The sequence below is a fragment of the Kordiimonas lipolytica genome, assembly GCF_001550065.1.
This window is the reverse complement of the sequence record NZ_LRUB01000031.1, coordinates 1-26,933: the sequence shown is the minus strand read 5'-3', so window position 1 is coordinate 26,933 and position 26,933 is coordinate 1. Positions and strand designations below refer to the sequence as shown.

Here is a 26,933-nt window from a genome sequence, read left to right as displayed (position 1 = left end):
ACCGAAAGGAATGGAGTGTAATCATGTTAGCGCAATTTCCCGCCCACGAACGACACAGGATTCGGGCCCGTGCCGAAGCCTTCCGCGCCAACAACGAGGCATTCGCCACATGGGCGGCGGGCTATGGCGTTATCCGCCACGACGACCTGACCCAGGTGCGTGCCCACGACATGGTGATGATGTTGGTGGAAAATGGAAGTTTGCAAAGTGCAGCCGAGGGATATGCGCGGCTGAAGGCTGCGGACAAGGTGGCAAGCGCGGCCATGTGGATGGTTGCGCATATGACCTACGCCGGTCGCGTCTATACGGACGGTCGTACGATGGAGGCGAGCGATTTCAAAGCGGAACCCCAAGGCCACACTGGCGGTTCGCTCAATATGGCGATCGGTTATGTGGGCTATTTGCTTGCAAATGCGCTCAGCGGTGAAACCAGGTCCTGGCTGATGGGCCAGGGGCACTGTGTGGCGGCGATCGATGCGACCAATCTGATCACCAACAATATGTCCCCCGAGCAGGCTAGGCGATACGACTGGACGGATGACGGGGCGACACGGTTCGTGCAGGATTTCTACTCCTATGCTGTTGGGTATGACGGGTACCCACTGTCGCCGCTTGGCAGCCATGTCAATCCGCAGACTGGAGGCGGCATGATCGAAGGCGGCTATCTGGGGTTTGCAGAACTACTGTATCCCCACATGCCTTTGCCCGGCGAAAAGCTGGTGGCATTCCTGAGCGACGGCGCATTCGAAGAGCAAAGGGGCAGCGACTGGGCGGCCCGGTGGTGGCGCGCCGAAGACAGTGGGCTGGTTGCCCCGATCATGATCGCCAACGGTCGCCGGATTGACCAACGGTCAACCATGGCCCAAAGCGGCGGTGTTGACTGGTTCCGCGATCATCTTCGCCTGAATGGATTTGACCCCATCGATCTGGATGGGCGGGACCCGGCGGCCTTTGCGTGGGCCATTTTTGAAATCGAGGCTCGGTTGTCAGCTTGTGCGAGCGCCTGTAAAAAAGGCACTGGACAGTATCCTGTGCCGCTTCATTATGGCATCGCGGAAACGGAAAAGGGTTTCGGTTTTCCAGGTGCGGGCACCAATGCGGCTCATAATCTGCCACTGGTCGAAAATCCCCATGCCAACGACGCAGCGAGGGCGGCCTTCAATGAAGGGGCAAAGGCGCTCTTTGTGCCCAAGGACGCCTTGGCAGAGGCGGTTCAGTTATTGAACCAGCATGAAGCGCAGGGTCGCCCAATGGAGCGAGACCATCCACTGGTATCGCGCAAGCTGCCGGACACTGTTCTGCCGGAGCCGACGTGGAAGAATGTTGGCGATGAGCAGACCTGCTCCCCCATGGCTGGCATTGATGAGTATTTTTGCAGTATGGTTCGGTCCAACCCCGGGCTGCGGCCACGCGTGGGCAACCCCGATGAGATGCGCAGCAACAAGCTGAATGCGACGCTTGATCTTCTCAAGCACAGGGTTACGGCTCCGGAGGAGGGTGTGGCAGAAGCCGTTGATGGTGCTGTCGTGACGGCCCTCAATGAAGAAGCCGTTGTATGTGCGGCGCTTGGGAACAAGGGCGGCCTGAACCTCGTCTGCTCGTATGAAGCCTTTGCCGTCAAGATGCTGGGTGCGCTCAGGCAGGAAATCATCTTCGCGCGGCACCGAAGGGTTGCGGGGCAGGAACCTGGTTGGCTTGGTGTGCCGATCTTGTTGACATCCCACACTTGGGAAAACGGCAAGAACGAACAATCGCACCAGGACCCAACTTTGTGTGAAGCCCTGTTGGGTGAGATGTCGGACGTGTCCCGCGTCTTGTTCCCTGCTGATTGGAACAGCGCCCAAACCAGCCTTCGGGCGGTTTATGAAAGCAAGGGAACCATCTGGTCCCTCGTGACACCCAAAAGGCCGCAACCGAACTTCTTTACGCCAGAGCAGGCGCAGCAACTGGTTGCCGAAGGGGCAGTCAGGCTGAAGGGACAAGGTGGGCCTGATGAAAAGGTTATTCTGGTCGCCTGCGGTGCCTATCAATTGGCGGAAGCATTGAAGGCCTCCGGGCGACTTGATGAACGCGGTATCGCCCATGGTCTGGTGTATCTGTTGGAACCCGGCAGATTCCGAGAGCCACGCGACGAACGCGAAGCGGCGATGGTGGCAGCAGACAGTATTCGTGGTGAGCTGTTTCCAGACGCAGCAGACATTCGGGTGATGCTCACGCACATGCGGGCCGCCCCGTTTCTGGGAACGACCCGACCGCTTGATACGGGACCGGGAAAGACATTTGTTCTTGGGTATGCCAACCGTGGCGGCACGCTTGATGAAAATGGCATGCTGTTCGCGAACGGCTGCACATGGGCCCACGCACTTGAGAAGGTCGCGAAGGGGTTACAGGTCGATCCAGCCCAATTTCTGAGTGAAGGTGAAATTGCAGCGATCCACGGGAAGGCGGACCCAGAGCCACTATGGCGCAACAGTAAAGGAGATATCCAATGATGAAACTGGCATTCATAGGGGCGGCGGGCACCGTTACAGGGTCCAAATATCTCCTGTCCGGGGCGGACTCTAAAATCATGGTGGATTGTGGCCTTTTCCAGGGGCTCAAGGACTTGCGCCTGAAGAACTGGGCACCGCTTGAGGTCGCGCCTTCGACCATCGACGCGGTTTTGCTGACCCACGCGCACCTTGACCATTCCGGCTATCTGCCGCTGTTGGCGAAAGAGGGTTTCAAGGGCCCCATCTATTGCACTGGTGCAACGGCCGAGTTGTGCGACATCCTGCTGCGCGATAGCGCCTACCTGCAGGAAAAGGATGCCGAGTTCGCGAACCGTTATGGTTTCTCCAAACACAAGCCGGCACGCCCGCTTTACACAAGCGAGGATGCAGAGAAGGCGATTGGCCTCTTGCGGCCGCAAGCGTTTGATCACCCGATGCATGTGCAGAACGGCATTGAAGCAACTTTCCGGACAGCGGGACATATTCTGGGAGCCTCTACCATCACGCTGCAGATGGAAGGGCGTACCATTGTTTTCTCAGGCGATCTGGGGCGCATGACAGACCCTGTAATGCCGCGCCCGGCGCAGATAGACCATGCCGACTATCTGATGGTGGAATCCACATACGGGAACCGCAAGCATGAGTCATTGGATGTGGAAGCAAGGCTTGCGGATATTATTTCCAGCACGGCGGCGCGGGGTGGTTCGGTGATCGTACCAGCTTTTGCTGTTGGGCGGACCCAGTCGCTCCTCTATCACATTTCGCGGCTGAAGAAGGCGGGCCGGATACCGGACCTGCCAGTGTTCCTTGATAGCCCGATGGCGATCAATGCCAGCCATATCTATTGCGAAAACCGGGCGGTACACCGCCTTTCCGATGCTGAATGTAAAACAGCCTGCTCGGTCGCCAAATATACCCGCAAGGTCGAAGAATCGAAGAAGCTGACATATCTCGCGATGCCTGCGATCATCATCTCCGCGAGCGGCATGGCAACAGGGGGGCGGATTTTGCACCATCTCAAGCATTATGCGGCGGACAGGCGGAACACCATCCTGTTCACCGGGTTTCAGGCGGCGGGTACGCGCGGTCGGGCAATGGTTGAAGGCGCACGTCAGATCAAGATCCATGGGTCCTACATTCCGGTCAATGCGCAGGTTGAAAATCTTGATGCCTTGTCTGCGCACGCAGACAGTGACGAAATCCTTGAATGGCTTTCCGGCTTCAAGCATCCGCCCAAAACAACCTTTGTCACCCACGGCGAACCTGAGGCGTCGGCCGCGCTTGCCACCAGAATAAGGGATGAGCTCGGCTGGCACTGTGAAATCCCGGAACTGGGGCAAGAGGTTGAGCTGTCATGACCACCTCGGGGGAAGAAGGGGCGTGCCATCTGGGTATCCGGCTCAAGCGGCTTGGCATCAACAGCCGCTCTGATCATATCATCTATATGCGCGAAGACTGTGCCGTTTGTCGGGCCGAGGGCTTCAGCGCACAGGCGCGAGTCCGTGTGGACCTGGGCGACAGGTTCATCATCGCAACGGTTCATCATGTTAGCACCGACCTGTTGTCCGACGGCGAGGCAAGTCTGTCTGAGCGGGCCTGGGCGTTGCTCGGCGCGAGCGAAGGGGATTGCATCTCACTGTCCCACCCGGCGCTTTTGGAATCGCTCAGGAAAGTTAGGGGCAAAATTTATGGCCGCGCCTTTGAGGGCGATGACCTGTCTATCATCGTTCGTGACCTGACCGAAGGACGCTATTCCGATGTGGAAACCGCCGCCTTCATCACGGCATGCTCCGCCCGCGATCTGGATGGGGCAGAACGTATTGCCTTGACCAAAGCCATGGTTGACGTGGGCGACAGGCTTGAATGGCCGCGCACGCCAGTGGTGGACAAGCATTGTATCGGCGGCCTGCCCGGGAACCGGACCACGCCGATCGTTGTTGCCATTGTGGCGGCGAACGGCCTCCTGATGCCCAAGACATCGTCGCGCGCCATCACCTCGCCCGCTGGTACGGCGGATACGATGGAGGTGCTGACCAAGGTTGATCTTGACCTTGCGGCCATCCGGCGGGTGGTGGAAAGCGAAGGCGCCTGCCTCGCTTGGGGTGGGGCGGTGCGTCTCAGCCCAGCTGACGACCTGCTGATCCGTATCGAACGCGCGCTTGATATCGATAGCGACGGCCAACTTGTTGCCTCGGTGCTGTCGAAAAAGATCGCCGCCGGGGCCACCCATCTTGTCCTTGATATCCCTTATGGGCCGACGGCCAAGGTGCGGTCCCTTGAGGCTGCGGAGAAACTGAAGGCCAGCCTTCTGGGTGTCGCGGCGGCCTTTGGCCTGAAAGCGCAAGCAGTCCTGAGTGATGGGACAGAACCAGTGGGGCGTGGTATCGGCCCAGCCCTTGAGGCGCGGGATGTGCTGTCTGTTCTCAGGTGCGAACAGGACGCGCCAGAGGACCTGCGAGACCGCGCCATCACCCTTGCCGGATGCCTGCTTGAAATGGCGGGCTGTGTGGACGCGGGCGCGGGTGCAGCCTGCGCCACTGCCACCCTGGACGACGGCCGCGCCTTCAAGAAGTTTGAAGCCATCTGCATGGCCCAGGGTGGCTTGGCTGAGCCGCCTGTCGTAAAGCATCGGCGGGCGGTTGAGGCGGCAAAAGGCGGACGGGTAGTGCGTATCGACAACCGCCGCATCGCCCAGGTGGCAAAGCTGCTGGGCGCCCCCGATGCCAAAGCCGCAGGCGTGCTGATGAGAGTGTGTGTGGGCGACAGTGTAGAAGCTGGCGCACTGCTCTATGAGATGCATGCAGAAACCACGGGTGAGCTTGCGTACGCGCTGGCCTATGTGGACCAAAACCCAGATATTATTGCCGTGGAGGTCAACTGATGGGGTTTATCTATTATGCCTTGCCAGGCGCGGAAACATTGGCAAAAGATTTGGCCCACAGGGCGCAGGCCAAGGTTGGCAGCCTGGAAGTGCACCAGTTCCCTGATGGTGAAATATATGTGCGGGCCCATACGCCGTGTCGGGACCAAAGGGTGGTACTGGTCGCGGATCTTGCGCGGCCTGATCGTTCGGCTTTGCCGCTGCTCTTCGCTGCTGATCTTATGCATGATCTTGGCGCTGAAGATGTGGGGCTGGTGGCGCCCTATCTGGCTTATATGCGCCAGGACAAACGGTTCCATGAGGGTGAAGCGATTACCTCCGCTTCCTTCGCCAAACTGGTCAATAACGCGCTGGACTGGATGATTACGGTCGATCCGCATTTGCACCGGCGCAAGAGCCTCTCTGAGATTTATTCCATTCCAGCCAGTGCGCTTCATGCGGCACCGGTTATCGGTGACTGGATAGCCCATAATGTGCCGGACGCCCTTCTTGTGGGGCCTGATGGTGAAAGCGAACAGTGGGTGAAGGCCGTGGCCGAGGTCGCCGACATGCCTTTCATCGTGCTTACGAAAGTCAGGCATGGAGACCGCGATGTGGAGGTCAGTGTGCCGCACGCAGACCGGTGGCACGACAGAACGCCGGTGCTGGTAGATGATATCATTTCCACGGCACGGACAATGATCGAAACGATCTCCCATTTGAAGAATGCTGGAATGAAACCGCCGGTATGCATTGGTGTGCATGCCATCTTCGCGGGTGACGGGTATGAGGTACTGAAGAATAGTGGGGCGAGCAGGATCGTTACCTGCAACGCTGTGCCGCATTCGACAAACGCAATTGACCTGACCGGTTTGATCGCCAGTGGAATGCAGGCGCTTCTTAGCACCAAACAGGGCGTATCATGAACCAGACAATTCGATATATCGCAATAGGTGCGGTTGTAGCTGCCCTTGCCGCGGCGGCGTGGGTTTGGCAGCAAGATGACAGTGTCTGCACGGCTGGTGGTGTTCCAGCGACCTGTGTTCCCGAACAGATCATACTTTATGGCAACGTGGATGTGCGGCAGGTCAATCTAGGCTTCAAGGTTTCCGGTCGTGTGGACCAATTGCAGGTCGAAGAAGGGGACCGGGTGATGCCCGGCCAGAAACTGGCAACCCTTGAAAAGCCCGATTTTGTTGATGACGTCGCGCTGGCGCAGGCCCGGTTTGATGCCAGTGCGGCTGCCCTCAATCAGCTTGAAAACGGCGCCCGGCCGCAAGAAATTGCCCAGGCCGAGGCCCTAGTTGAGGAACGGCGGGCCACGGTTCAGAATGCAAGACGCACCGTGAAGCGGCGGGCTGAGCTCGCGGAAGAAGGCTTTACCGCACATCAGGCGCACGAAGATGCCGAAGCCGCGCTGCTGGAAGCCGAGGCCCGCCTTCAGTCGGCCATCGAGACGCTCAATCTTGTGAAAGCTGGGCCGAGGGATGAGGAAATCGAGCGCGCCCGGGCTGCCCACGGGGCGGACGCGGCGGCGCTGTCGCTCGCCCAGCGTCGGCTGGCAGACACGGACCTTTTTGCTCCCAACGAAGGCACCATCCTGACCCGCGTGCGGGAGCCCGGCGCCATCATTCAGGCGGGGGAGCCCATCCTGAACCTGAGCCTGAAGTCGCCGGTCTGGGTTCGTACCTATGTGGAAGAACCGCAGCTTGGGTTTGTCACGCCCGGTATGAAAGCAACCGTGCAGACGGATTCCGGGGGCACATTTGAAGGCCAGGTCGGTTTCATCTCACCGGTTGCGGAATTCACACCGAAGACAGTGGAAACCAGAGAGTTGCGTACGCGCCTTGTCTATCGTGTACGGGTGATTGTAGACAGTGATGACGACGGTTTGCGGCAGGGTATGCCGGTGACCGTGGTTCTTGTGCCGAAAGGGGCAGTGGCCGGTGCAGCCGCTGATTGACATACAGGCGGTCAGCAAAAGCTTTGGCAGCTGTCGCGCGGCGATCACAGATGTATCCGCCAGCCTGATGCCCGGCGAGATAACGGGTATTGTTGGCCCCGACGGCGCGGGCAAAACCACCTTGCTTCGGATGATGGCAGGGCTTCTTAATCCCGATGAAGGGCGCATTCTGGTTGATGGCAAGGATAGCCGCGACGGCGGCGGGGGGCGTGATCATCTGGCCTATATGCCGCAGCATTTCGGCCTGTATGAAGACCTGACGGTCATGGAAAACCTGCAACTTTATGCAGATTTGCGGTCACTGCCCAAAGCGGAAAGACCGGCGCGCTCTGAAACGCTTTTGCATTTTACCGGGCTTGGCCCGTTCACGGCACGGCTCGCCGGGCGGCTTTCAGGCGGGATGAAGCAGAAGCTTGGCCTCGCGTGTGCGCTCATCCGAACACCCAAAATCCTGCTGCTGGATGAGCCAAGCGTGGGCGTGGATCCGATCTCGCGGCGGGAACTATGGGCGATGACGCAGCAGCTGGCGGGCCAGGGTATGGCGGTCGTGTGGAGTACCGCCTATCTGGATGAGGCGGCGCGCTGTTCGTCCGTACTGTTGCTGGAAAGCGGCCGGGTTTTATATAGCGGGCCGCCTGCTGTGGCGACTGACCGCATGGCAGGCCAAACCTATGCTGTGCGCGGCCTTGTGTCGGGTCAGCGCAGGACGTTGGCCAAGATCATGCAGCAGGACGGCGTGCTTGACGCGACGATCGAAGGGCACGAGGTTCGCTTCCTTATGGGGGTGGGGGCTGAGAGGCCGACACCGCGCTCTCTGGGCATTGAAGATGACGTCGATATCGTGCCTGTTGAGCCGAGATTTGAAGATGCCTTCATCGCCTTGCTCGGTGGCGCGCGTCTCAGTGCCTCGCCTTTCGCGGATATGGCTGAAGTGGCGCGGAACGGTAGCGATTTCTCGATCCGGGCCGATGGGCTGACGCGCAGGTTTGGCGAATTTGTGGCGGCGGACAGGGTCAGCTTCTCCGTCGGTCGGGGTGAGATTTTTGGCTTGATCGGGCCGAACGGCGCGGGGAAATCCACCACCTTCAAAATGCTGTGTGGGCTTTTGAAGCCCAGCGCGGGCAATGCTTCGGTCGCAGGGCTGGACCTCCGGAAGGCGCCGAGCATGGTGCGTGGCCGAATTGGCTATATGGCGCAAGGGTTTGCCCTCTATGGCGACCTGAGCGTGTTTCAGAACCTGATCTTCTTTGCGGGCATCTATGGGCTGAAGGGAAAAAGCGCCCGTCATGCGATAGACCGCGTAAGCGATATTTTTGGGCTTATGGCCCACCACGGGAGCCGAGCGGGCGAGCTGTCCCTTGGGTTCAAACGCCGCTTGGCGCTCGCCTGCGCAGTGATGCACGAGCCGGATATCCTGTTCCTTGATGAACCGACATCCGGGGTGGATCCGAAGACACGGCGCGAGTTTTGGGGCCATATCAACGCCATGGTCAGCCGGGGTGTCACTATCATTGTGACCACCCACTTTCTGCACGAAGCCGAATATTGTGATCAGGTGGCCCTGATCAACAAAGGCCGGATCATCGCCTCAGGCGCCCCCGATGTCCTGAAATCTGAGGTGCGTGCGCCCGATGTGCCCAACCCCACGCTGGAGGACGCTTTTGTTGCCCTGGTGGCGAAACAGGAGGCGGCGGCATGAGGTTCAATACGGGACGCATATGTGGCCTGGCCCGCAAGGAAAGCCGGCAGATATTAAGAGACCCCAGCAGCCTGATCATTGCCGTCTTTCTGCCGCTGACCCTGCTGTTCCTGTTCGGGTACGGCGTTACGTTCGACCCGCGCCACTATGATATTGGCCTTGTGGTTGAACAGCCCACGCCCGAGACCGGCAGCTTTACGGCCTCGCTGGTGACGTCCAGTTACTTCCGTGTGGAAACTGGCCGCGATGTGCGTGACCTGGAAAGCAAACTGGTGTCGGGCGATCTGAAGGGTATTGTGGTGTTACGCGCTGATTTCTCCCGCCGCGCCTTCCGCCGGGATACTGCACCCATTCAGGTTCTTGTTGACGGGACGGACGCCAATACGGCCGAGCTGATCCGTGGCTATGTTCAGGTTCTGTGGGCCTCCTGGCTTGGTCAGGAACTATCCAGCAACGGCATCGACTATGCGCCGCCCGTAAGCCTTGTATCCCGCCTGTGGTACAATCCGGAAGCCTCCAGCAAAAATTATCTGGTGCCCGGGTCCGTGGCGATCATCATGACCATGATCGGCGCGTTGCTGACCGCCCTTGTGGTGGCGCGGGAATGGGAACGCGGCACGATGGAGGCGCTGTTGACCACGCCTATCGGCCGGTGGGAACTGCTTCTTGGGAAACTTGCGCCCTACTTTCTGTTGGGCATGGCGTCCATGGTCCTGTCGGTTGGCGTGGCCATCTGGCTTTTTGACGTGCCGTTTCGTGGGTCCTTTTGGCTGTTGGGGCTGACATCCGCGGTGTTCATGTGGACGTCGCTTGGCATGGGGCTGTTGATCTCGACTATCTCACGAAGCCAGCTGATCGCGGCCCAGATTTCCATCCTGTCAGCCTTCCTTCCGGCCTTTTACTTTTCGAACTTTGTGTTTGAGATCGACAGCATGCCTGCGCCGCTTCAGTGGGTCAGCTATATCGTACCGGCCAAATATTTTGTCTCAACACTGCAGACGCTGTTCCTGGCGGGGGACGCGGGCGGTGTGATCGTGACTGATACGTTGGTGCTGGCGCTGATCGGGCTGGTGTTTTTCATGGCGGCAGTCAGGAAAACCCGAACGGATTTGGAGTAGGCACCCATGTGGACCCGGCTTTATGCGCTGATCAAAAAGGAACTGTGGGCCAATATCCAGGACCGGCAAACCCGTTTTCTGCTGCTCGTGGCGCCGCCGTTCCTGTTGCTCATCTATGCTTTCGCGTTGACGCAGGAAGTTAAGAATGTGTCGCTTGCGGTTTTCAATCAGGATCAGGGCATTGAATCCCGCGAACTGGTGTCGCGTTTTGTCGGGGCACCGACCTTCACGAAGATTACCTACCTGGAAAGCGACAGCGACATCGGTGAGGTTATCGAGAACCAGGCGGCATTGATGGTCCTTCACATCCAGCCCGACTTTTCCAAACGGCTCGCACGGGGCGAGACAGCAAATGTGCAGATCATTCTGGATGGCCGTCGGTCGAACGTTGCACAGATTTTGGCGGGCTATGCTGGGGAAATTGTTGCCGCTTTCAATGCGGAGGTGGAGGCACGAACGCCCAGGAACGGGAACCCGCCCAGCGAGATTGTCTCCCGAACCTACTTCAACCCGAATTTCGACACCATCTGGTCGGGGACGCCGGGGCTGTTTGCGGGGCTTATTGCCACAGTGGGCTTTATGGTGTCGGCTTTTTCGGTCGCGCGGGAGCGCGAGCTGGGCAGTTTCGAGCAGTTGCTGGTATCGCCGCTGCGGCCGTTTGAGATTTTGGTTGGGAAGACCATTCCCGCGCTGATCATCGCCATGACAAGCGCGCTTGCGATGTTGATCCTGAGTATCCTCGTTTTGGGCGTGCCGTTCGAAGGTTCGGTGCTTCTGCTTTTTGCCGCCATGACGCTTTATCTCGCGGCCATCATCGGTATCGGGCTGTTCATCTCATCGCTCGCCTCCACGCAGCAGCAGGCAATCATCGGCATTTTCATGTATATGGTACCTGCCGTTCTGTTGTCCGGCTATGCGACGCCTGTGGAAAACATGCCCGACTGGCTGCAAACCGTGGCGCAAACCAATCCGGTGACGCATTTTATTGCGATCTGCCGGGGTGTTTTCCTGAAAGCGGTGCCGGCAGGTGATGTGGTCGGCCATATGTGGCCGATGCTGGCTATCGCCTTTGTCACCTTGTCGGCCGGTGCCTGGATGTTCCGGCGCAAGCTCTCCTGATGCCAATGCGGTGTGCCAAGGCGACACACCGCATAAAGGAGAGGGATCAGCCGATCAGTGGTTATGATCGTGCTGTTTTTTCTTCTCGCCTTCCTGTTTCATGCCGTCTTTGTCCATGCCCTTTTTCATCCCTTTATCCATGGGCATCATCGACATGCACTCATCCATTTGCATCATCATGTTGCTGCGGATTTTGGCTGGGTCGGTCTCATGATCCATTTCCATTTTCTCGGTCATGCAGGCCTTCATATGCTTGCGCATCATATCCCGCATCATCATGCCGTCTTTCATCATCATATGCCCCGCCCTGTCTTTGTGATCATCCTTGTGATCATCGTCGTAGGCATAGACGGGCATCGTGAGCGACAAGCCGATAGCGGCAATTGCCAATGTGGTAACGATGGATTTGCTTTTCATGAAAACCTCCTGAGAATTGATTGTGATCTGTTTGGAAATTCCAAGTGTTGGGATTAATGCGGCAGAGGATCAGGCGCCTGTCAGGTTTGGGACAAAGCGTGGTGTGTGCTCGGCGTACCGTGTGAAGGTGTCGCCGAAATCCTTTTCCGCCTGGTGTTCTTCCGTGATCGACAGCCGCCAATAGACAACAAGCAGGATAGGGAACATCGCGAGCGTCAGGATGGTGGGCCACTGCAGGAGGAACCCGAACATGATCAGGACAAATGCAACATATTGTGGGTGGCGCATGCGGGCATACGGCCCGCTTGTCGCAAGTGTTCCTGTCTTTTGCGCCCGGTACAGAACGTTCCAAGCGGCTGCCAGAAGCCAGAAGCCGCCGCCAATGAAGGCCATACTCAGTATATGGAATGGCCCGAAGTGGGGATTGGCTTTCCAGCCGAACATCATCTCCAGCAGGTGGCCGGAATCGTGCGCGAACCAGTCCACATCAGGAAATTGGCTTTGCAGCCATCCGGACAGGAAATAGATGGTCAGCGGCACGCCGTACATCTCGGTGAAGAGAGCAACAATGAATGCGCTGAAAACGCCGAAGGAACGCCAGTCAGTTGTCGTCTTTGGTTTTGTAAAGCTGAAAGCAAAGAAAATGAAAATGGCCGAATTCAGGATCACGAGGCTCCAGAGACCATAGGATGAAGAATGATCCATGGTGTCTTACTCCTCATCCTTGTGGTCATGGTGGGAATGGCCTCCATGCATGAACAGATGCATTCCTACGCAAAGTAGCAACAACAGCAGTAACGGCGCATTGCCACCGAGTGTTATATGAGCCCTATGTTCATAAACTAACATCAGACCAGCGATCGCTAGGAACACGATGAACACGAAACCGATCCTTGTTTGAAAGAAGCCTGGAGAATTTTTCATGGTCGCCCTCCGAAAGGTTTGGCACGAGCTTAGGGCTTCCAGTTACAGGAAGGTCAAGGCAGGAAATCTTCAGGCGCATTATATTTTCAGAGGGTCAAAAAAAAGCAGAAACCCTATTGACCTTGCCCTTACTAGAAGCTTTAGGCTTCCGGCGAATCTACAGTTGATCAGGAGTTTCGCCTATGTGTGAGCACCACGACCATCATCACCATGCCAGCAATGGCAAGTCGGCAGTCCATGACCCCGTTTGTGGCATGTCCGTCGATCCGGAGAAAAGTGAACGCAAGGTAAGCCACGCCGGGCACGACTATTATTTCTGCAGCGACCACTGCAAAGCCAAGTTCGAAGCAGACCCTGATACATATGCAACAGCCAAAGACCCGGTTTGCGGCATGAATGTCGACCGGGGCGCGGCGACCCATATCCAGAAGCATGAGGGCAATAGCTATTATTTCTGTTCGGAAAAGTGCGAGCAGAAGTTCGTAGCCGATCCTGCCCAATATATTGACGACAGACCGGCCCAAGAACCGATGCCGGAAGGCACGATATACACCTGCCCGATGCATCCTGAAATCCAACAGGTGGGGCCGGGGACCTGCCCCATCTGCGGTATGGCTCTCGAGCCAATGGGTGTGCCCACGGGAGACGAAGGCCCAAATCCGGAGCTGGTGGATTTTAAGCGCCGTTTCTGGTTTGGGGCAGTTTTCACGGTACCGCTTCTGGTGCTATCCATGGGCCCCTATGTCGGCCTTGGTGGCGTTCGTGAAATCTTTGGCGAACGTCTGACGCTGTGGATTGAGTTAGCTCTTGGTACCCCCGTGATATTGTGGGCCGGTTGGCCTTTCTTTGTTCGTGGCGTTCAATCAGTTGTTACCGGTAACCTCAACATGTTCACGCTGATCGGATTGGGGACCGGTGCAGCCTATCTTTTCAGCGTTGTCGCGGTGATGGCGCCCGGCATTTTCCCGGACGGGTTCCGCGATCCGGAAGGCCATGTGGGTGTCTATTTCGAAGCGGGTGCTGTGATCGTGACGCTTGTACTCCTTGGCCAGGTAATGGAACTGGGCGCGCGGGAACGCACCGGTGCTGCCATCAAGGCACTTCTTGACCTGGCGGCCAAGACGGCGCGGGTGATCCGTGAAGACGGGCGGGAAGAAGAAATTCCACTTGAAGATGTTGTGGTTGGTGACCGCCTGCGCGTGCGACCGGGCGACAAGATCCCGGTGGATGGTATCGTGCAGGAAGGGCGGTCGTCAGTGGATGAATCGATGATTTCCGGGGAGCCGGTACCGGTTGAAAAGGTGGAGGGTGACAAGCTCACAGGTGCCACAATCAATGGCACAGGCAGCCTGATCATGACGGCGGAACGGGTGGGCAAGGACACCATGCTTTCCCAGATCGTCGAGATGGTGGCAAATGCGCAAAGGAGCCGGGCGCCGATCCAGAAACTGGCAGACTCTGTCGCGGGCAAGTTTGTGCCGGTGGTAATCCTTATTGCCGTGCTCGCCTTTATCGCATGGGCTGTTTGGGGTCCAGCACCCTCGTTGTCATATGGCTTGGTCGCGGCTGTCGCTGTACTCATCATCGCATGTCCATGTGCGCTCGGCTTGGCAACACCGATGTCAATTATGACAGCTACCGGCCGGGGCGCGCAGGCGGGTGTGTTGATCAAGAATGCAGAAGCGCTTGAGCGCTTCGCCAAGGTTGATACTCTGATTGTCGACAAGACTGGTACGCTGACCGTGGGCAAGCCCAAGTTGGTAGCTGTACTGCCACAGGAAGGATATGGCGAAGACGATGTACTTCGCTTTGCAGCAAGCCTTGAGCGCGGGTCCGAGCACCCGTTGGCGGAAGCTATTGTCTCCGGCGCGGAAGAGCGTGGCCTGAAGCTTGTGTCTGCCAACGATTTTGAAGCGGTGACAGGCAAGGGCGTGAAAGGCGTGATCGACGGCACTTCAGTCGCACTCGGTAATGCCAAACTGCTGGACGATATGGGGATCGATGGAGGGGCCCTGTCCGATACCGCCAATGCTCGTCGCGATGAGGGTGAAACCGTCATGTTCGTGGTGATGGACGGTGCGGTCGCCGGGCTGGTATCGGTCGCCGACCCTGTGAAAGAGACCACGCCCGATGCCTTGAAGGCACTGCATGCGGAAGGCCTTAAGGTGATCATGGCAACGGGTGATAATGTACGCACGGGCCGGGCCGTTGCCGCAAGGCTCGGGATCGACGATATCCGCGCGGACGTGTTGCCCGAGGACAAGGCACGGATCATTCGGGAGCTGCAGGAAAAAGGCCACCGTGTCGCCATGGCGGGTGACGGTGTCAATGATGCGCCGGCGCTCGCGCAGGCCGATGTGGGCATCGCCATGGGCACCGGTGCCGATGTAGCGATTGAAAGCGCGGGCTTCACCCTTGTGAAAGGGGACCTGACCGGGATTGTCAGGGCACGGCGGCTGGCGCGCGCCACCATGCGTAATATCAGGCAGAACCTGTTTTTTGCACTTGTCTATAACGCCGCTGGTGTGCCGATTGCGGCAGGTGTCCTTTATCCCTGGTTCGGTATCCTCATCTCGCCCATGTTTGCGGCCGCGGCCATGAGCCTGAGTTCTGTTTCGGTGATCAGCAATTCGCTACGCCTTAAGTCGATCCGGCTCTAGGAGTGAAATGACATGGCACAGCTTACAATTGGGAAACTAGCCGATGCGACCGGCGTTGGCATTGAAACAATACGGTATTATGAGAGGTGCCATGTCCTCCCCACGCCTGAGCGAACCAGCGCCGGATACCGGGTGTATGGCTTGGAAAATGTCAGGCAGCTTAAGTTTGTGAAGGAAGCGCAGTCCCTGGGTTTTACACTCAAGGAAATCAGAGAGCTGTTGGAACTGTCTGCAAGTCCTGAGGCTGATTGCGCAACTGTGAACAAGATAGCAAGAGCCAAGATTGCACAGATAGATGGCAAATTGGCTCTTCTCAGCAAGATCAAACAGAATTTGGAAGTGTTGGCTGAGTATTGCCCTGGCAATGAACAGCCGCTCCAGGACTGTAGCATCATAAATCATTTGTACGGTGACTAACCATTACCAGTTTTCATACTAAAGCTCGTTTTGAGCAGGAATAAACTTTGAAAAAGCAGCAACTTCATAAATTTCTAGCAAAAACCCATAAGTGGATCGGCCTGGTTCTTGGTCTTCAGGTTCTGGCCTGGACGGTGGGTGGCGTCGTCATGAGCTGGATACCTATCGATACAGTGAGGGGTACGCATAATGTCGAAGAGCATGCACCTGTAGCGCTGCCAAATGTCGAGGGACTGTTGCCTTTGGGGGACCTTGCCAGCCAAGAAAAAGGTCAAATTCAGCAAGCAACATATATGACCTTATTGGGGCACCCGGTCGTCCGGTTAGTGCATCTGGGTGGTGAAGTGACACTGGTGGATGCTGGATCCGGCGAGCTGCTGTCACCCATTGATGAGCAGGTGGCACGCCAGATCGCCGATGCTGATTTCAAACCGGATGTGCCGATAGCGTCCAGCACGCTTCTGGATGCGCATACGATAGACTATCGCGGGCCGCTTCCAGTGTGGCAGGTCACGTTTGCCGATGAAGACACCACATCAATTTATGTGTCGCCCGCCGAGGGGCGTGTGCTTGCCAGGCGTTCGGCCACTTGGCGCCTGTATGACTTTTTCTGGATGCTACACATCATGGATTATGACGAACGCGAAAATTTCAACAATCCGTTGATCATGACTTTTGCGTTCAGTGCAGCGCTGTTCACACTGTCGGGTTTGGGCCTCGTGTTTTTCCGTTTCTACCGGCGGGATTTCAACTGGCTCCTCGGACGGAGGAAGCGGCTTTAGGTGCTTGTCAGGCGGCGGCTGGAAAGGATGCTGGCTTTGGAAAAGACAATGAAGATATCGGATTTTTCGGCCTTCTCAGGTGTGCCGAGTGAAACTATCCGATACTATGAAAGGCGCGGGCTTCTTCCGGCACCTGCGAGAAAGCCCTCCAACTACCGGATGTATAGCAAGGAAGATGCCGCACGGGTTCGTTTCTTGCACCATCTTCAATCTTTGGGGTTGTCGCTTCGTCAATTGGTTTCGTTGCTTTCGCTCTGTGATGAACAGGAGCCATTGAGTGTGGATGATAAATCTTTTGTCGATGCGATACTTGAGGAGCTTGACGCTCGGCGAGCTTTGTCAGATCGCTTGGAAACAGTGCTGAGAGAGTTAAAAGCTGGCCAGAGGTGTCCGGATATTGCCGAGAAAATGTTCGGGGGCGGACTGCAATAGGGGAGAAAAATGAAGCCGACTTATGAAAAGGGAAGCCTGTCACTGATCGCAACCGTGGCCATGGGAACTGGCGTCATGATTGGCGCAGGCATTTTTGCGCTCACTGGACAGGTTGCAGAATACGCGGGGCCATGGTTTCCGCTTGCGTTCCTTCTGGCTGCAATCGTAAGCGGCTTCAGCGCCTACAGTTATATTGTTGTATCGCGTAAGTATCCGTCGGCTGGTGGCATCGCGATGATCCTGCACAAGGCCTATGGGCCTGCCACCATCACGGGTGCCGCAGCGCTCCTGATGGCGTTTTCCATGATCATTAACGAAAGCCTGGTGGCTCGGACATTTGCGACATATCTGTTGCGGTTGATTGACACTGACAAGGGCGAAATCCTGGTTCCGACTATTGCTGTGGGGCTGATCGTCGCGGCCTTTCTGGTCAATATCTCCGGGAACAAAATTATCGGCCGGATATCCCTGGCTTCTGCAGTTATCAAAGTAGGCGGGATTTTAATTTTTGCCCTGTTGGCCCTGTGGGCGGCGGATTTCAGCTTTGCGTCAAAGCTGAGTGGAGAACCTGCTAACCGGTCCCTGCCGGACTTTCTGGCTGCTACGGCCCTTGCCATCCTGGCCTACAAAGGGTTCACGACGATCACGAACAGCGGTGACGAGGTGAAGGAGCCGAAGAAAAACGTGGGCCGCTCCATCGTCCTGTCATTGTTGATATGCCTTGCCGTTTATCTTGCAGTCAGCTTTGCCGTTGGCTCAACATTGTCTGTCGCCGAAATCGTCAAAGCGAAAGACTATTCATTGGCTGAAGCCGCGCGCCCCGCGATAGGGGACGACGGTGTTGTATTCACAGTGATCATTGCCTTGATCGCAACCGCATCCGGTCTGCTTGCAAGCACATTTGCCGTGTCGCGCATGCTGGCGATGCTTACAGACATGAAGCTGATTCCCCACAGCCATTTCGGAATGCCGGGTGGGATTCAGAAACACACACTGGTCTATACGGTGGTATTGGCAAGCCTGCTGGCGGCCTTCTTTGATCTGAGCCGGATCGCGTCAATGGGAGCCATATTCTACCTCCTGATGGACATAATCATTCACTGGGGCGTGTTTAGACACCTGCGTCGCGATGTCTCAGCGGCGATATGGGTTCTGATTGTGGCAATGGTTCTGGATGCGCTTATGTTGGGGGCCTTTATCTTTATCAAAGGGTCCACTGACCCCTTCATCATTATCGTCTCCGCGAGCAGCATTGCTGCTGTATTTGCTTTCGAAAGATTTTACCTGCGCAACCTTCGAGGAGCAGGTGATGTGGGCCATGAACACCACCATCATTAGCGGCCCCTCGAAGGTGAAAAGCTAGTTCAGGGTTTTTAAGGCTCAGACCTTCAGGACTTGTATGTGGAGGAGGTGCATTGCAAAATACGCAATCAGTAGGAACCACAGCACCGATGTCAACCAATAGCTCCTCTATGCTGTTGTTGAACGAGTCTGTGTTGCTGGTTGCTGTTCTTGCTTTCGCAATACTCCAGAACAAGCACCTGCGACAGTCCTCATTTTGGCGCGCGACAGTGACGCCCCTTGCCTCCATTATAGGGAGTGGATTTCTAATCATCGCACCTTTAATGGCTGAGGTTGCTGGAGAGTTGGCGCCATTGGCAATGGCCAGTATATTGCTTGTTGCTTACGGCATTGGTGCTGTCATCCGATTCAATATCAACTATTGTGAAAGACACGCGGGAAGTTACCAGCCGTTGATTGTGCGGCGATTGGAACATGCCTCCGGTATAACCCTCTCGATCGCCTATGTTATTTCGATCGCGTTTTATTTGCGTTTGATGTCGGCCTTTCTGTTTAGTGCTTTCGAAGATACGGCCCCCTTTCTGGAGGCTTCCTTTACGACGATTGTTTTGGCAGCAATCGGTGGCCTGGGTTGGCGCTACGGCTTGACCGCTCTCGAACGCATGGAAACGCTCGCAGTTTCCGTTAAGCTTGCAATCATTGTGGCGTTGTTAGCAGGCTTGCTACATCACAACCTGGTCGAGGGTTTTTCCTTTGTTGGAGTGCGAGCAGCCCATCTTTCCTTTTTGGATCAATTGAGAATGTTGGCTGGTATGCTGCTGGTCGTACAAGGGTTTGAGACGTCGCGTTATCTAGCAAGCGAATATAGCGCGGATAAGCGGATTGCCAGCATGAAGTTAGCTCAGCGTCTTTCAGCGGTTATATATCTGTTCTTTATCATTCTGATTCTGCCTTTGATCCATCATTTGGAACAGGGCAATCCAGATGAAACAGCGATAATTGACCTGTCGGCTTTTGCAGCCCCAATTCTACCTGCACTTTTGGCCTTGGCAGCAATCATGAGCCAGTTTAGCGCAGCGGTTGCTGATACAGTCGGTGCCGGGGGATTGCTCGAACAGGAGAGCGATCAAAGGCTTTCGAGCCGTACCGCTTATTTAGGTATTGTAGGAAGTGCAATCATACTCATTTGGGTCACGGATATCTTTGCTATCATTGCATTCGCGTCGCGCGCGTTTGCCCTATATTACCTTCTGCAAACACTATTGGGAATTTGGGTGATTTGTCAGGGTAGCGTTGCAAGTATAAAAGAAGGCTTGCGCCTTATGTGTTTTGTAACGATGGCGGGTATATTGACGTTCGCGGTTCTGTTTGCCTTGCCTGCAGGCTAAGTACGGATGGACCTGTACCATCCGAGATGCTCGTACAGACCGCCCCACATAAAGCCGAAGGTTACAGCAAACAACAGCTCTTCCACTGGCACTCCGACAATGGTCCAACCGCTGATGGCGTTATTATTCCAATATAGAGAAACCAGGTCTGGGTGTGACCAGCTCATAGCGGCGAAAAACAGGAAATAGAGGCCCCCAAAAATACTGGCGCTCCAAATCATTCTCTTAAAAAGGTCTGGCCGACACAAAACAGTAGCCAAGCCACCCACAGCCATTGAGATAGAAGCAATATAAATTGCGTTCAGTTCCGAGAAGATAAACATAGGTATAAAGGCTAATATTGGTGACGCCAGTGCTAACTTGTGAAAGCGATGGCGTTTCTGACGTTTGGTGCATTCTGGCATAAGCTCCATGTCGGTACGTTGTCCAATGCCGTATAGTGCGCTTGCAAGTCCTCCAACCGAAAAGGAGAAAATTAGGCTTTCTACATCGAGACCTGTTCGGGCCGCCAAATCAAAAAGGGTAGGTGGGAACCAATATTCTGGATAAAAGAGCGGCTCGGTTAACCCAAGTGGCATGGTACTTACGCTGACGAAGAGCATTTTCTTCTTTTCTGTCCGGTTGGCAACAAAAACACCTCCCCAGATTGCGAGTAACAGAAGGCTCCATGTTAGATATGTATAATGCATGGTCATCACGGCATTCTCCCTCTCCAGTTTAGCTAACGTCCTCTGCCAGCACCCCTTCTTGGTTCAGGGGGGAGACTGTGAACAGCCTATATGTGAAGTTCGCAGATTTATTTTTTGTTTACAGCCAACGCCTGAACATTGCAGCCATATGTTCAAGAATGTTGGAAAGTCTGGATCTTGTGTTCCAATTCCTCAACAGGATTTTTTCGGACACGTTTAGGTCCGACAAAAATTGTTCTCGGAGGCCTTTTGCCAACATGTGATTATTGGTTGCCAATGTCAGTTCGTAATTAAGAAAGAAGCTGCGATAGTCTAGGTTTGCTGTGCCTATCGCAGACCATGTATCATCTACAACCACTGTTTTGGCATGCAGTACTCTTGGCAGGTATTCATAAATTTGAACGCCCGCCTTTATCAGGGAAGCATAGAAATGGCGCGCGGCCCACTGTGCTATTCGTACGTCACTTATTCTCGGAACCAACAGCCTGACATCAACGCCGCGCCGGGCTGCCTGTTTCATGTGTTTTAATAGGCGGTGGTCAGGCACAAAATATGGTGTTGTTATATAGATACATGATTCTGCGGCCAGAAATGATGCCATGTAGGTGCATCTGAGGCGGTGCCGACAGGAACGGGTTGGGTTGTGCAGCAAGACTGTTTCTGTGTTCTGCAAATCATTGGTGTGAACCCTACAGCCGCGCCAGAATGCGTCAAAGATTTGGGACGCTGCGTGAGTTACGGGCCCTTCAAACCGGATATGCGTGTCTCGCCAGCATGAATCCCCATAGGATTTGCGGGAGTTTTCCTTGTGAATGTTGAAGCCCCCTAGAAATGCAATTTTGTTGTCGATAACCAGCAGTTTACGGTGATTCCTTCGGTTATAGCGCCAGGGCCTTCGCCAATTCCAACGGTGAAACCATTGCACCTGTACCCCGCCGTTGCGTAAATATTTTTCCAAGTGACGGGAGGCTGCAAACATTGATCCAACCGCATCAAGGTGCAATCGAATGCTGACCCCCTGCTGAGCTCGCTGAACCAAGGCCTTGGCGAATTGATTGCCAACCACATCATCAGCAAAAATATAGCTCTCAAAGTCGATGGTGTTCTCTGCGGTCGCGATTGTCGACAACATTGAGCTATACAATTCATCACCGTCGACAAAAAGATCAAACTTTTCCATGTAGGATTGCTGCATCGGATCGAGTTCCATGCGACAAGAAATAGACAATTTCCTTAACCTAAACCTATTTGGACTGTGATCAACGGGAATCCGTTGAAAGGCCGACTTGGTTATCTTGTTCCATCGTTAAATAATAAGATAAGCTTGTGGATAATAGAGAAGGCAGCTAGAGGCTACCGCCCGATAGGTGAACCGTATCGCGCATGCCGTTATGGTGCTCTCCGGCGGTCGCAGAAATCTTTGATTGCTTCTAGGCAGGCTTGCGTATTCAAAAGCCAGGGATGATGTCGAGCACCGTCTATCTGCCGAATTTGCCAATTTTCCATCTTTCCAACAAGAGCCGCTGTTTCCGCGTAGGGCGCGGTGTCATCATCGATGGCGTGGATACAAAGGACGTCGATATTGGGGGAAATCTCTTGGGCGTCATTAGTCAAATCTCGACGATAGAGAATGTTCCATAGTGATGTGATGGACGACATCGCGTTGTGCTTCACGAGGTCCTCTGCAACTTCACGCGGATAGTCAGTTAAGATGAGGGGCAGCAGGCGGCCTATTACGTGACGAGTAAACATGCACACTAATGCGGCTATCACCATGTTCGTAAATATCCAGCCACCAGGCATGTGCCGAAACCACTTTGACGCGCGCTTTTTGTCGTGAAAACAGGGTAAGCTGATAAGGACGAGAGATCTGACCTGTTCTGGATACCGCGAAGCATAGATGAGCGCTAATGCGGCTCCAAGCGAATGGCCTATCAATGTGATAGGCCCCAATGGTGCAAGCGAATTGTGGAGGGTAGCTATGTGACGGTCTACCGTATAACGGCACCAAGGTCGAGGAGAGTCCCCAAATCCTAACAAATCTACAAAAATTGCTGACCGACCAAGTGGTGCTCTATCTAGCATACAGGTCCAGTAACGGGTTGTACCACCGAGCCCATGTAAAAATACAAGAGGTTCGTCCGCGGAAGCTTTTTGCGGTGACATATCACCAAGAAACGTGAGTGATAGCGTCTCAGACATTGTTTTGTTCATGGGCAGCAGTTCAGGGCGTTTGTGTTTTGAAAGATTATGTCGCAATGCAATATTTCCACAAGCATGATCCGGGGGCAGATCAATATACTTCCTGCGTCAGTGAAGCAGCGACCACAAATTCTATCAGCTTGCGATGATTGCCTATAATCGTATGAAATATCGATTGAGTAACAACGGTAGCTGTTGACATAAATCAAAGAGGCACCTGTATCGTGGCAATAGTATCTTGATGCTTAGCTCGAGTGCTCTGTCAATATAACGGGTGAGGTAAGTCTCAAGCCGGCTATATGGAGCGTAAGGATGGACCAGAAAACACGGATCTACTTTTGGTATGTCGTTTTGGCGGTGTTTGGCATTCTTCTTCTTCAAGATGTTATTGCTCAGAAGCCTCACGTCACCACGGTCGCATATAGCGAATTCGAGGACTATCTCAGAAGTGATCAATTGAGCGAGGTGGTGATAACCTCGCAATACGTTCAAGGCACGCTGAAAGGCGGCAACGGCGAGCAACCGCAACATGTCATAGCTGTTAGAGTTGACCCAGCCTTAGCGGAACAGCTTTCTAAATATAACGTTAAGGTTGCTGGCGTTGTGGAAGACACCTTTTTAAGTGACCTAATGTCCTGGTTGCTACCGACGCTATTTTTTGTCGCCATCTGGATGTTTTTAATCCGTCGGATGGCGGAAAAGCAGGGCCTTGGCGGAGGAGCAATGTCGATTGGGAAAAGCAAGGCCAAGGTATATTTGGAAACGGACACCAAGGTTACATTCGAAGATGTCGCTGGTGTCGATGAAGCCAAGGCTGAGCTGGAGGAAATAGTCAATTTCTTGAAGGAGCCAAAAGGATATGGTCGATTGGGCGCCCGCATGCCAAAGGGTATTTTGCTGGTCGGCCCTCCAGGAACTGGAAAAACACTTTTTGCCAGAGCCGTGGCGGGAGAAGCGGGGGTGCCGTTCTTCTCAATTAATGGTTCCGAATTTGTCGAAATGTTTGTTGGCGTTGGCGCGGCACGAGTACGGGATCTTTTCGAGCAAGCTCGCAAACAAGCCCCAGCAATTATATTCATCGATGAATTAGACGCGTTGGGCCGTGCCCGTGGAGCGTATCCTGGATTGGGTGGGCATGATGAAAAAGAGCAAACGCTCAATCAGTTGTTGTCTGAACTCGACGGCTTCGACCCAAGGGATGGCTTGGTTTTGCTCGCAGCTACGAACCGCCCGGAAATTTTGGATCAGGCACTGCTACGTGCCGGTCGGTTTGACCGGCAGGTTCTGGTAGATCGCCCCGATAAGGGTGGGCGCCTGGCTATTTTGCAGGTTCATATTCGAAAAGCCAAAGTGGCAGACGATGTTGATCTGGCTCAAATTGCCGCTTTGACTCCAGGCTTTAGTGGCGCGGACATTGAAAATCTTGTGAACGAAGCAGCCCTTTTAGCGACACGCCGCGGTGCCGACGCTGTTACCTTGGAAGATTTCAATCAAGCGATCGAGCGCATCGTTGCTGGTCTGGAAAAAAAGAATCGACTGTTGAATCCCCATGAACGGAATGTTGTGGCATTTCACGAAATGGGGCATGCCCTTGTCGCTATGTCTCTGCCCGGGACAGACGAAGTTCACAAGGTATCGATTATCCCGCGTGGTGTTGGTGCGCTGGGGTATACTATCCAGCGACCGACAGAGGATCGTTTTCTAATGAGTCGAACCGAGCTCCAAAATAAGATGGCGGTTCTATTGGGGGGGCGTGCAGCTGAAGCTCTCATTTTTGATGAAGTCTCAACCGGTGCCGCTGATGACCTGGCGAAGGCGACTGATATCGCTCGTGCTATGGTTACCCGTTTTGGTATGGTCGAGGCTCTTGGGCAAATAGCCTATGAAGTTGAGCCGCAACAATTTCTTAGCCCCGCGCCAGAACGTGTGCGGCACTATAGTGAAGAAACAGCGAGTAAGATTGATAGCGCCGTGCATGATTTAATTGATAAGGCTTTTGATGCAGCAACAAATATTCTCCGAGAAAAACGAGATATTCTCAATGCAGCTGCCGCGGGTCTATTGGAAAAGGAAACACTAAGTGGTAAAGAATTGGGGCAATATCTTCATCGGCACTCTAAGTAGGTTCTCTGAGCCAAACCTAATGTGGCAAGGTTGTTGCGAGCCCACTTGTCAGGATATTCACGGGCATAGTTAACATAGTAAAATATCCTCTGTGCAAAGCATCCAAAGCCCCAGGGTAGTCCTGCAGTAGCTGCGATTTGCGCTGAGATGGCTTGATGTCTTATCCATCGTGTTGGCTTGGGTGGCCGGTGATGCCATGCTCACACCAAACACATGTACAATCTATATGATCACAGCTTTTGTCGCGCAGAGGATGCCTGTAGCGCAACAACGCGATGGGCTGTAATAGCTTTGTTACCCACCATGGTTGATACAATGCAGACAGTGCTTCGCGGGCGTCGCCAGTGGCTATATGGTTTGCGATAGCATATCTGTGACCATATCGCCCCGCGACATTGAAGATAAATCGATTGCAAACAGATGTTCTGAGCTGCGGGAGCAGTTCACGTCTCCAGAGCCGCGTATAGCTCGTACCTTCAATGATGCTGCGAGCTGCCAATATGCCAGATCGTATAGCATAGCCCATTCCGAAGCCCGCAAGAGCATCTTGAAACCCGGCCTGTTCGCCAATGACCAAATTGTCGCCCTGGGTGGCAGTCTCCGGTAACCGGAAATTCGCGTAGCCCCCGAATTGTCGCGGATTGGTCATTTGGAGGCCAGCTTTTTTTTCAAAGAATGCGACGGTACGATCAACAAACTTCTGGTGGCTTTTGAAGCCTGTGAACATGCAGCTTGCCACTGTGCCGCGCCCCTGCCAAACAAGTAGATATGAATAGCCAAGGGGGGCCAATTCTTTGTTGAAACAAATCCAGCTTCCATTTTGCATGGTCGTTTCAAATATGTAGCCTGTGGCAATCGCGTCAGCAGTACGTGGACCGATAGCTAGCACCGCAGGGCTATCGACCTCTTCAATCGGATGGCCAAACTGTATTTCCACATCTAAATCCAGGGCTTGTTGTAGTAGGCCCCGGTCAAGGGTTCCGGCCATTTGCCCCCGGCGGACGAGATAATATAGTGGTGCATTACTATTGATGTCGTAGGCATGACCCCAAGCATCAAAGGCTGTACCATGCCGGACCGGAAGGACATCAAAGTTGATTTTCATTCCTGCGAGCTCAAGCTCCCGCAATATGTCGTCTTTTGCGGTCCAGTTCTCTAGCCCTTGAAAGTCATCATGGAATCGGCCGCCAACTCCCGGCCTTCTATCATAAATTTTAGCTTTGAAGCCTGCGCGAGCCAATACTATGGCGCAAGCCAAACCCGATGGGCCTGCGCCAACAATTTGGATTGCCTTTTGTGTCGTCACAATGCCGCTCCACCATATCCTGCATTCTGAACAGTACGAATTCGGGTATTGTATACTAGCATTGCAACTGTGACTGATTTATCTAACATTGAAGATGCTTCATTCTTTCTTAGTTTCAGCCTGAATAAGGATTTCAGTGATGCCCTCATCCACAAAGTCTTTGATTTCCCTAGGGTGCATCAATCGGAGCACTGCCTCAAAGTGAGACCACGGCAGCTCGATATGGTCCAGCGGACCTTTCACTTGGTAGAGACTATTGGCGGTGCGCACATTATCGCCATCAACCTCTAGGACAGGCGATGACCGGAAGGCGTCGCCAGAGCGGAAGCGCTGGAGCTTATCTTCCACAACAGTACCACATAGCAAACGGAGATTTTTGTGGTGCTCAGGAGCATCCGTGAAGGAAACGAGGCATGCGTCTTCGATGACGCCATCATATATTTTGTTCATGTCTTGCCTCCCTCAGAACCAGTTTGTGGCTTCAGAGATCAATCCTGCTAGCACGAGCAGAATGTGATAACCGCCTTTGGCAGCTTGTTCAAAGAGCCACGCAATGAACTCTTTGTGACAGGTGGTGAGATATTCTGCGGTCACTGTCTTTAGGGGCTGTGTACCGGCGATTTTAGGCGTAGCAGTAGCGTGAGAAGCAGTCATCGGTGCCTCCTTTGGCGGGTCGTGGATAGGGCGGTTAATGAAGGTGGGTGGTGTTGAGCGGGTAGTGAACCTGCTGACAAAGAACCCTGCTCACATCTTGAATGCCTTCCAGGCCATGGCCGAGCATATGATGGAGGGGGCTTTGATCCTGAAAAGCAGGATTGTTCGACTTGAGCCACCGGACGGCTGAAGTGGCTGACGTGCCCATTAGCTTTAGCTGTCGGTTTACATCGATGACGCAGGCAAGGCGAAGATAGGTCTCCTTGCTCAGTTCGGTGAAAACCCGCTGTTGCCACAACTGAAAGATATATGTGTCTTTGAGGCCGGTCAGTGTGAATTGCTCGCTGTCAGACAATGCCCAACCGCGCATGATTGTGAAGGAAAG

General features: G+C 54.6%; 25 protein-coding genes. 15 read left to right on the top strand and 10 right to left on the bottom strand.

Going from position 1 to position 26,933, the window contains the following annotated elements:
- Positions 1-23 precede the first annotated feature (23 nt).
- From KORM41_RS15525 to KORM41_RS15490, 8 genes are read left to right on the top strand one after another with little or no spacing between them, the layout of a single operon-like run.
- Complete coding sequence (locus KORM41_RS15525; protein WP_068150181.1) at positions 24-2,492, top strand: phosphoketolase family protein; 2,469 nt, start codon at positions 24-26, stop codon at positions 2,490-2,492.
- A complete protein-coding gene (locus tag KORM41_RS15520) occupies positions 2,492-3,850 on the top strand; it encodes an MBL fold metallo-hydrolase RNA specificity domain-containing protein (protein ID WP_068150346.1) in 1,359 nt (452 codons plus the stop codon). The genes KORM41_RS15525 and KORM41_RS15520 overlap by 1 nt, the downstream gene beginning before the upstream one ends.
- On the top strand, positions 3,847-5,373 hold the full coding sequence (locus KORM41_RS15515; RefSeq protein ID WP_068150179.1) for a thymidine phosphorylase family protein: 1,527 nt from the start codon (positions 3,847-3,849) through the stop codon (positions 5,371-5,373). Before KORM41_RS15520 ends, KORM41_RS15515 begins: the two co-directional genes overlap by 4 nt.
- Positions 5,373-6,278: a ribose-phosphate pyrophosphokinase gene (locus KORM41_RS15510; RefSeq protein ID WP_068150176.1), complete on the top strand. Its 906-nt coding sequence runs from the start codon at positions 5,373-5,375 to the stop codon at positions 6,276-6,278. The genes KORM41_RS15515 and KORM41_RS15510 overlap by 1 nt, the downstream gene beginning before the upstream one ends.
- Positions 6,275-7,315 (top strand): efflux RND transporter periplasmic adaptor subunit, encoded by a 1,041-nt coding sequence (locus KORM41_RS15505; protein WP_068150174.1) that lies wholly within the window; start codon positions 6,275-6,277, stop codon positions 7,313-7,315. The genes KORM41_RS15510 and KORM41_RS15505 overlap by 4 nt, the downstream gene beginning before the upstream one ends.
- Positions 7,299-9,014, top strand: coding sequence for an ATP-binding cassette domain-containing protein (locus KORM41_RS15500; protein WP_156432011.1), 1,716 nt, complete (start codon positions 7,299-7,301; stop codon positions 9,012-9,014). The genes KORM41_RS15505 and KORM41_RS15500 overlap by 17 nt, the downstream gene beginning before the upstream one ends.
- Positions 9,011-10,132 carry an ABC transporter permease gene (locus KORM41_RS15495; RefSeq protein WP_068150168.1) on the top strand — a complete coding sequence of 374 codons (1,122 nt, stop codon included), beginning with the start codon at positions 9,011-9,013 and terminating at the stop codon, positions 10,130-10,132. The genes KORM41_RS15500 and KORM41_RS15495 overlap by 4 nt, the downstream gene beginning before the upstream one ends.
- 6 nt (positions 10,133-10,138) lie before the next feature.
- Entirely contained in the window at positions 10,139-11,251 is a 1,113-nt protein-coding gene (locus KORM41_RS15490) for an ABC transporter permease (RefSeq protein ID WP_068150166.1), read from the top strand.
- Between the two features lie 54 nt (positions 11,252-11,305).
- Here KORM41_RS15490 and KORM41_RS15485 read toward each other — a convergent pair whose 3' ends face one another.
- The 3 genes from KORM41_RS15485 to KORM41_RS22515 form a co-directional block, all read right to left on the bottom strand.
- Complete coding sequence (locus tag KORM41_RS15485; RefSeq protein WP_068150163.1) at positions 11,306-11,668, bottom strand: hypothetical protein; 363 nt, start codon at positions 11,666-11,668, stop codon at positions 11,306-11,308.
- 69 nt (positions 11,669-11,737) lie between these two features.
- Positions 11,738-12,373: a methyltransferase family protein gene (locus tag KORM41_RS15480; RefSeq protein WP_068150160.1), complete on the bottom strand. Its 636-nt coding sequence runs from the start codon at positions 12,371-12,373 to the stop codon at positions 11,738-11,740.
- Between the two features lie 6 nt (positions 12,374-12,379).
- On the bottom strand, positions 12,380-12,592 hold the full coding sequence (locus KORM41_RS22515; protein ID WP_068150157.1) for a DUF2933 domain-containing protein: 213 nt from the start codon (positions 12,590-12,592) through the stop codon (positions 12,380-12,382).
- A 182-nt stretch (positions 12,593-12,774) separates the two neighbouring features.
- Here KORM41_RS22515 and KORM41_RS15465 point away from each other — a divergent pair, with 182 nt between their 5' ends.
- The 6 genes from KORM41_RS15465 to KORM41_RS15440 all read left to right on the top strand — a co-directional run bounded on the left by KORM41_RS15465 (position 12,775) and on the right by KORM41_RS15440 (position 19,573).
- A complete protein-coding gene (locus KORM41_RS15465; protein WP_082719983.1) occupies positions 12,775-15,252 on the top strand; it encodes a heavy metal translocating P-type ATPase in 2,478 nt (825 codons plus the stop codon).
- Positions 15,253-15,264: 12 nt separating this feature from the next.
- On the top strand, positions 15,265-15,669 hold the full coding sequence (locus KORM41_RS15460; protein WP_068150151.1) for a MerR family DNA-binding protein: 405 nt from the start codon (positions 15,265-15,267) through the stop codon (positions 15,667-15,669).
- A gap of 47 nt (positions 15,670-15,716) precedes the next feature.
- Positions 15,717-16,451 (top strand): PepSY domain-containing protein, encoded by a 735-nt coding sequence (locus KORM41_RS15455; protein ID WP_068150147.1) that lies wholly within the window; start codon positions 15,717-15,719, stop codon positions 16,449-16,451.
- Between the two features lie 36 nt (positions 16,452-16,487).
- Positions 16,488-16,883 carry a MerR family transcriptional regulator gene (locus KORM41_RS15450; RefSeq protein ID WP_197421191.1) on the top strand — a complete coding sequence of 132 codons (396 nt, stop codon included), beginning with the start codon at positions 16,488-16,490 and terminating at the stop codon, positions 16,881-16,883.
- 9 nt (positions 16,884-16,892) lie between these two features.
- A complete protein-coding gene (locus tag KORM41_RS15445) occupies positions 16,893-18,221 on the top strand; it encodes an APC family permease (RefSeq protein ID WP_068150142.1) in 1,329 nt (442 codons plus the stop codon).
- A gap of 113 nt (positions 18,222-18,334) precedes the next feature.
- Positions 18,335-19,573 (top strand): APC family permease, encoded by a 1,239-nt coding sequence (locus KORM41_RS15440; RefSeq protein WP_231727298.1) that lies wholly within the window; start codon positions 18,335-18,337, stop codon positions 19,571-19,573.
- Here KORM41_RS15440 and KORM41_RS15435 read toward each other — a convergent pair.
- From KORM41_RS15435 to KORM41_RS21600, 3 genes are all read right to left on the bottom strand, one after another.
- On the bottom strand, positions 19,570-20,268 hold the full coding sequence (locus KORM41_RS15435) for a lycopene cyclase domain-containing protein (protein ID WP_068150138.1): 699 nt from the start codon (positions 20,266-20,268) through the stop codon (positions 19,570-19,572). The two genes, KORM41_RS15440 and KORM41_RS15435, sit on opposite strands and share 4 nt — an antisense overlap.
- A gap of 112 nt (positions 20,269-20,380) precedes the next feature.
- The gene (locus tag KORM41_RS15430) at positions 20,381-21,472 is read right to left on the bottom strand and encodes a phospholipase D-like domain-containing protein (RefSeq protein WP_231727297.1); all 1,092 of its coding nucleotides are present in this window, start codon (positions 21,470-21,472) and stop codon (positions 20,381-20,383) included.
- A gap of 179 nt (positions 21,473-21,651) precedes the next feature.
- Positions 21,652-22,428, bottom strand: a complete 777-nt coding sequence (locus KORM41_RS21600) for an alpha/beta fold hydrolase (RefSeq protein WP_269448986.1) — start codon at positions 22,426-22,428, stop codon at positions 21,652-21,654.
- A gap of 348 nt (positions 22,429-22,776) precedes the next feature.
- Here KORM41_RS21600 and ftsH point away from each other — a divergent pair, with 348 nt between their 5' ends.
- The gene (ftsH, locus tag KORM41_RS15420; protein ID WP_068150131.1) at positions 22,777-24,588 is read left to right on the top strand and encodes an ATP-dependent zinc metalloprotease FtsH; all 1,812 of its coding nucleotides are present in this window, start codon (positions 22,777-22,779) and stop codon (positions 24,586-24,588) included.
- Between the two features lie 160 nt (positions 24,589-24,748).
- Here the strand turns inward: ftsH and KORM41_RS15415 are convergent, their stop codons facing one another.
- The 4 genes from KORM41_RS15415 to KORM41_RS15400 form a co-directional block, all read right to left on the bottom strand.
- Positions 24,749-25,894 (bottom strand): NAD(P)/FAD-dependent oxidoreductase, encoded by a 1,146-nt coding sequence (locus tag KORM41_RS15415; protein WP_068150125.1) that lies wholly within the window; start codon positions 25,892-25,894, stop codon positions 24,749-24,751.
- A 99-nt stretch (positions 25,895-25,993) separates the two neighbouring features.
- Entirely contained in the window at positions 25,994-26,344 is a 351-nt protein-coding gene (locus tag KORM41_RS15410; RefSeq protein ID WP_068150123.1) for a hypothetical protein, read from the bottom strand.
- A 12-nt stretch (positions 26,345-26,356) separates the two neighbouring features.
- A complete protein-coding gene (locus tag KORM41_RS15405; RefSeq protein WP_068147957.1) occupies positions 26,357-26,548 on the bottom strand; it encodes a hypothetical protein in 192 nt (63 codons plus the stop codon).
- A 34-nt stretch (positions 26,549-26,582) separates the two neighbouring features.
- Positions 26,583-26,933: MbcA/ParS/Xre antitoxin family protein (locus KORM41_RS15400; protein ID WP_068150120.1), on the bottom strand; the 351-nt coding region annotated here is incomplete at its 5' end.

Excerpts from the sequence above, each read along its gene's own strand:
- KORM41_RS15435 (WP_068150138.1), bottom strand. The coding sequence starts at position 20,268 with ATGACCATGCATTATACATATCTAACATGGAGCCTTCTGTTACTCGCA.
- KORM41_RS15495 (WP_068150168.1), top strand. The coding sequence starts at position 9,011 with ATGAGGTTCAATACGGGACGCATATGTGGCCTGGCCCGCAAGGAAAGC.
- KORM41_RS15480 (WP_068150160.1), bottom strand. The coding sequence starts at position 12,373 with ATGGATCATTCTTCATCCTATGGTCTCTGGAGCCTCGTGATCCTGAAT.
- KORM41_RS15505 (WP_068150174.1), top strand. The coding sequence starts at position 6,275 with ATGAACCAGACAATTCGATATATCGCAATAGGTGCGGTTGTAGCTGCC.
- KORM41_RS15410 (WP_068150123.1), bottom strand. The coding sequence starts at position 26,344 with ATGAACAAAATATATGATGGCGTCATCGAAGACGCATGCCTCGTTTCC.
- KORM41_RS15445 (WP_068150142.1), top strand. The coding sequence starts at position 16,893 with ATGAAGCCGACTTATGAAAAGGGAAGCCTGTCACTGATCGCAACCGTG.
- KORM41_RS15405 (WP_068147957.1), bottom strand. The coding sequence starts at position 26,548 with ATGACTGCTTCTCACGCTACTGCTACGCCTAAAATCGCCGGTACACAG.
- ftsH (WP_068150131.1), top strand. The coding sequence starts at position 22,777 with ATGGACCAGAAAACACGGATCTACTTTTGGTATGTCGTTTTGGCGGTG.
- KORM41_RS15485 (WP_068150163.1), bottom strand. The coding sequence starts at position 11,668 with ATGAAAAGCAAATCCATCGTTACCACATTGGCAATTGCCGCTATCGGC.
- KORM41_RS15490 (WP_068150166.1), top strand. The coding sequence starts at position 10,139 with ATGTGGACCCGGCTTTATGCGCTGATCAAAAAGGAACTGTGGGCCAAT.
- KORM41_RS22515 (WP_068150157.1), bottom strand. The coding sequence starts at position 12,592 with ATGAAAAATTCTCCAGGCTTCTTTCAAACAAGGATCGGTTTCGTGTTC.
- KORM41_RS15515 (WP_068150179.1), top strand. The coding sequence starts at position 3,847 with ATGACCACCTCGGGGGAAGAAGGGGCGTGCCATCTGGGTATCCGGCTC.
- KORM41_RS15430 (WP_231727297.1), bottom strand. The coding sequence starts at position 21,472 with ATGGAACTCGATCCGATGCAGCAATCCTACATGGAAAAGTTTGATCTT.
- KORM41_RS15440 (WP_231727298.1), top strand. The coding sequence starts at position 18,335 with ATGTCAACCAATAGCTCCTCTATGCTGTTGTTGAACGAGTCTGTGTTG.
- KORM41_RS15510 (WP_068150176.1), top strand. The coding sequence starts at position 5,373 with ATGGGGTTTATCTATTATGCCTTGCCAGGCGCGGAAACATTGGCAAAA.
- KORM41_RS15465 (WP_082719983.1), top strand. The coding sequence starts at position 12,775 with ATGTGTGAGCACCACGACCATCATCACCATGCCAGCAATGGCAAGTCG.
- KORM41_RS15460 (WP_068150151.1), top strand. The coding sequence starts at position 15,265 with ATGGCACAGCTTACAATTGGGAAACTAGCCGATGCGACCGGCGTTGGC.
- KORM41_RS15525 (WP_068150181.1), top strand. The coding sequence starts at position 24 with ATGTTAGCGCAATTTCCCGCCCACGAACGACACAGGATTCGGGCCCGT.
- KORM41_RS21600 (WP_269448986.1), bottom strand. The coding sequence starts at position 22,428 with ATGTCACCGCAAAAAGCTTCCGCGGACGAACCTCTTGTATTTTTACAT.
- KORM41_RS15520 (WP_068150346.1), top strand. The coding sequence starts at position 2,492 with ATGAAACTGGCATTCATAGGGGCGGCGGGCACCGTTACAGGGTCCAAA.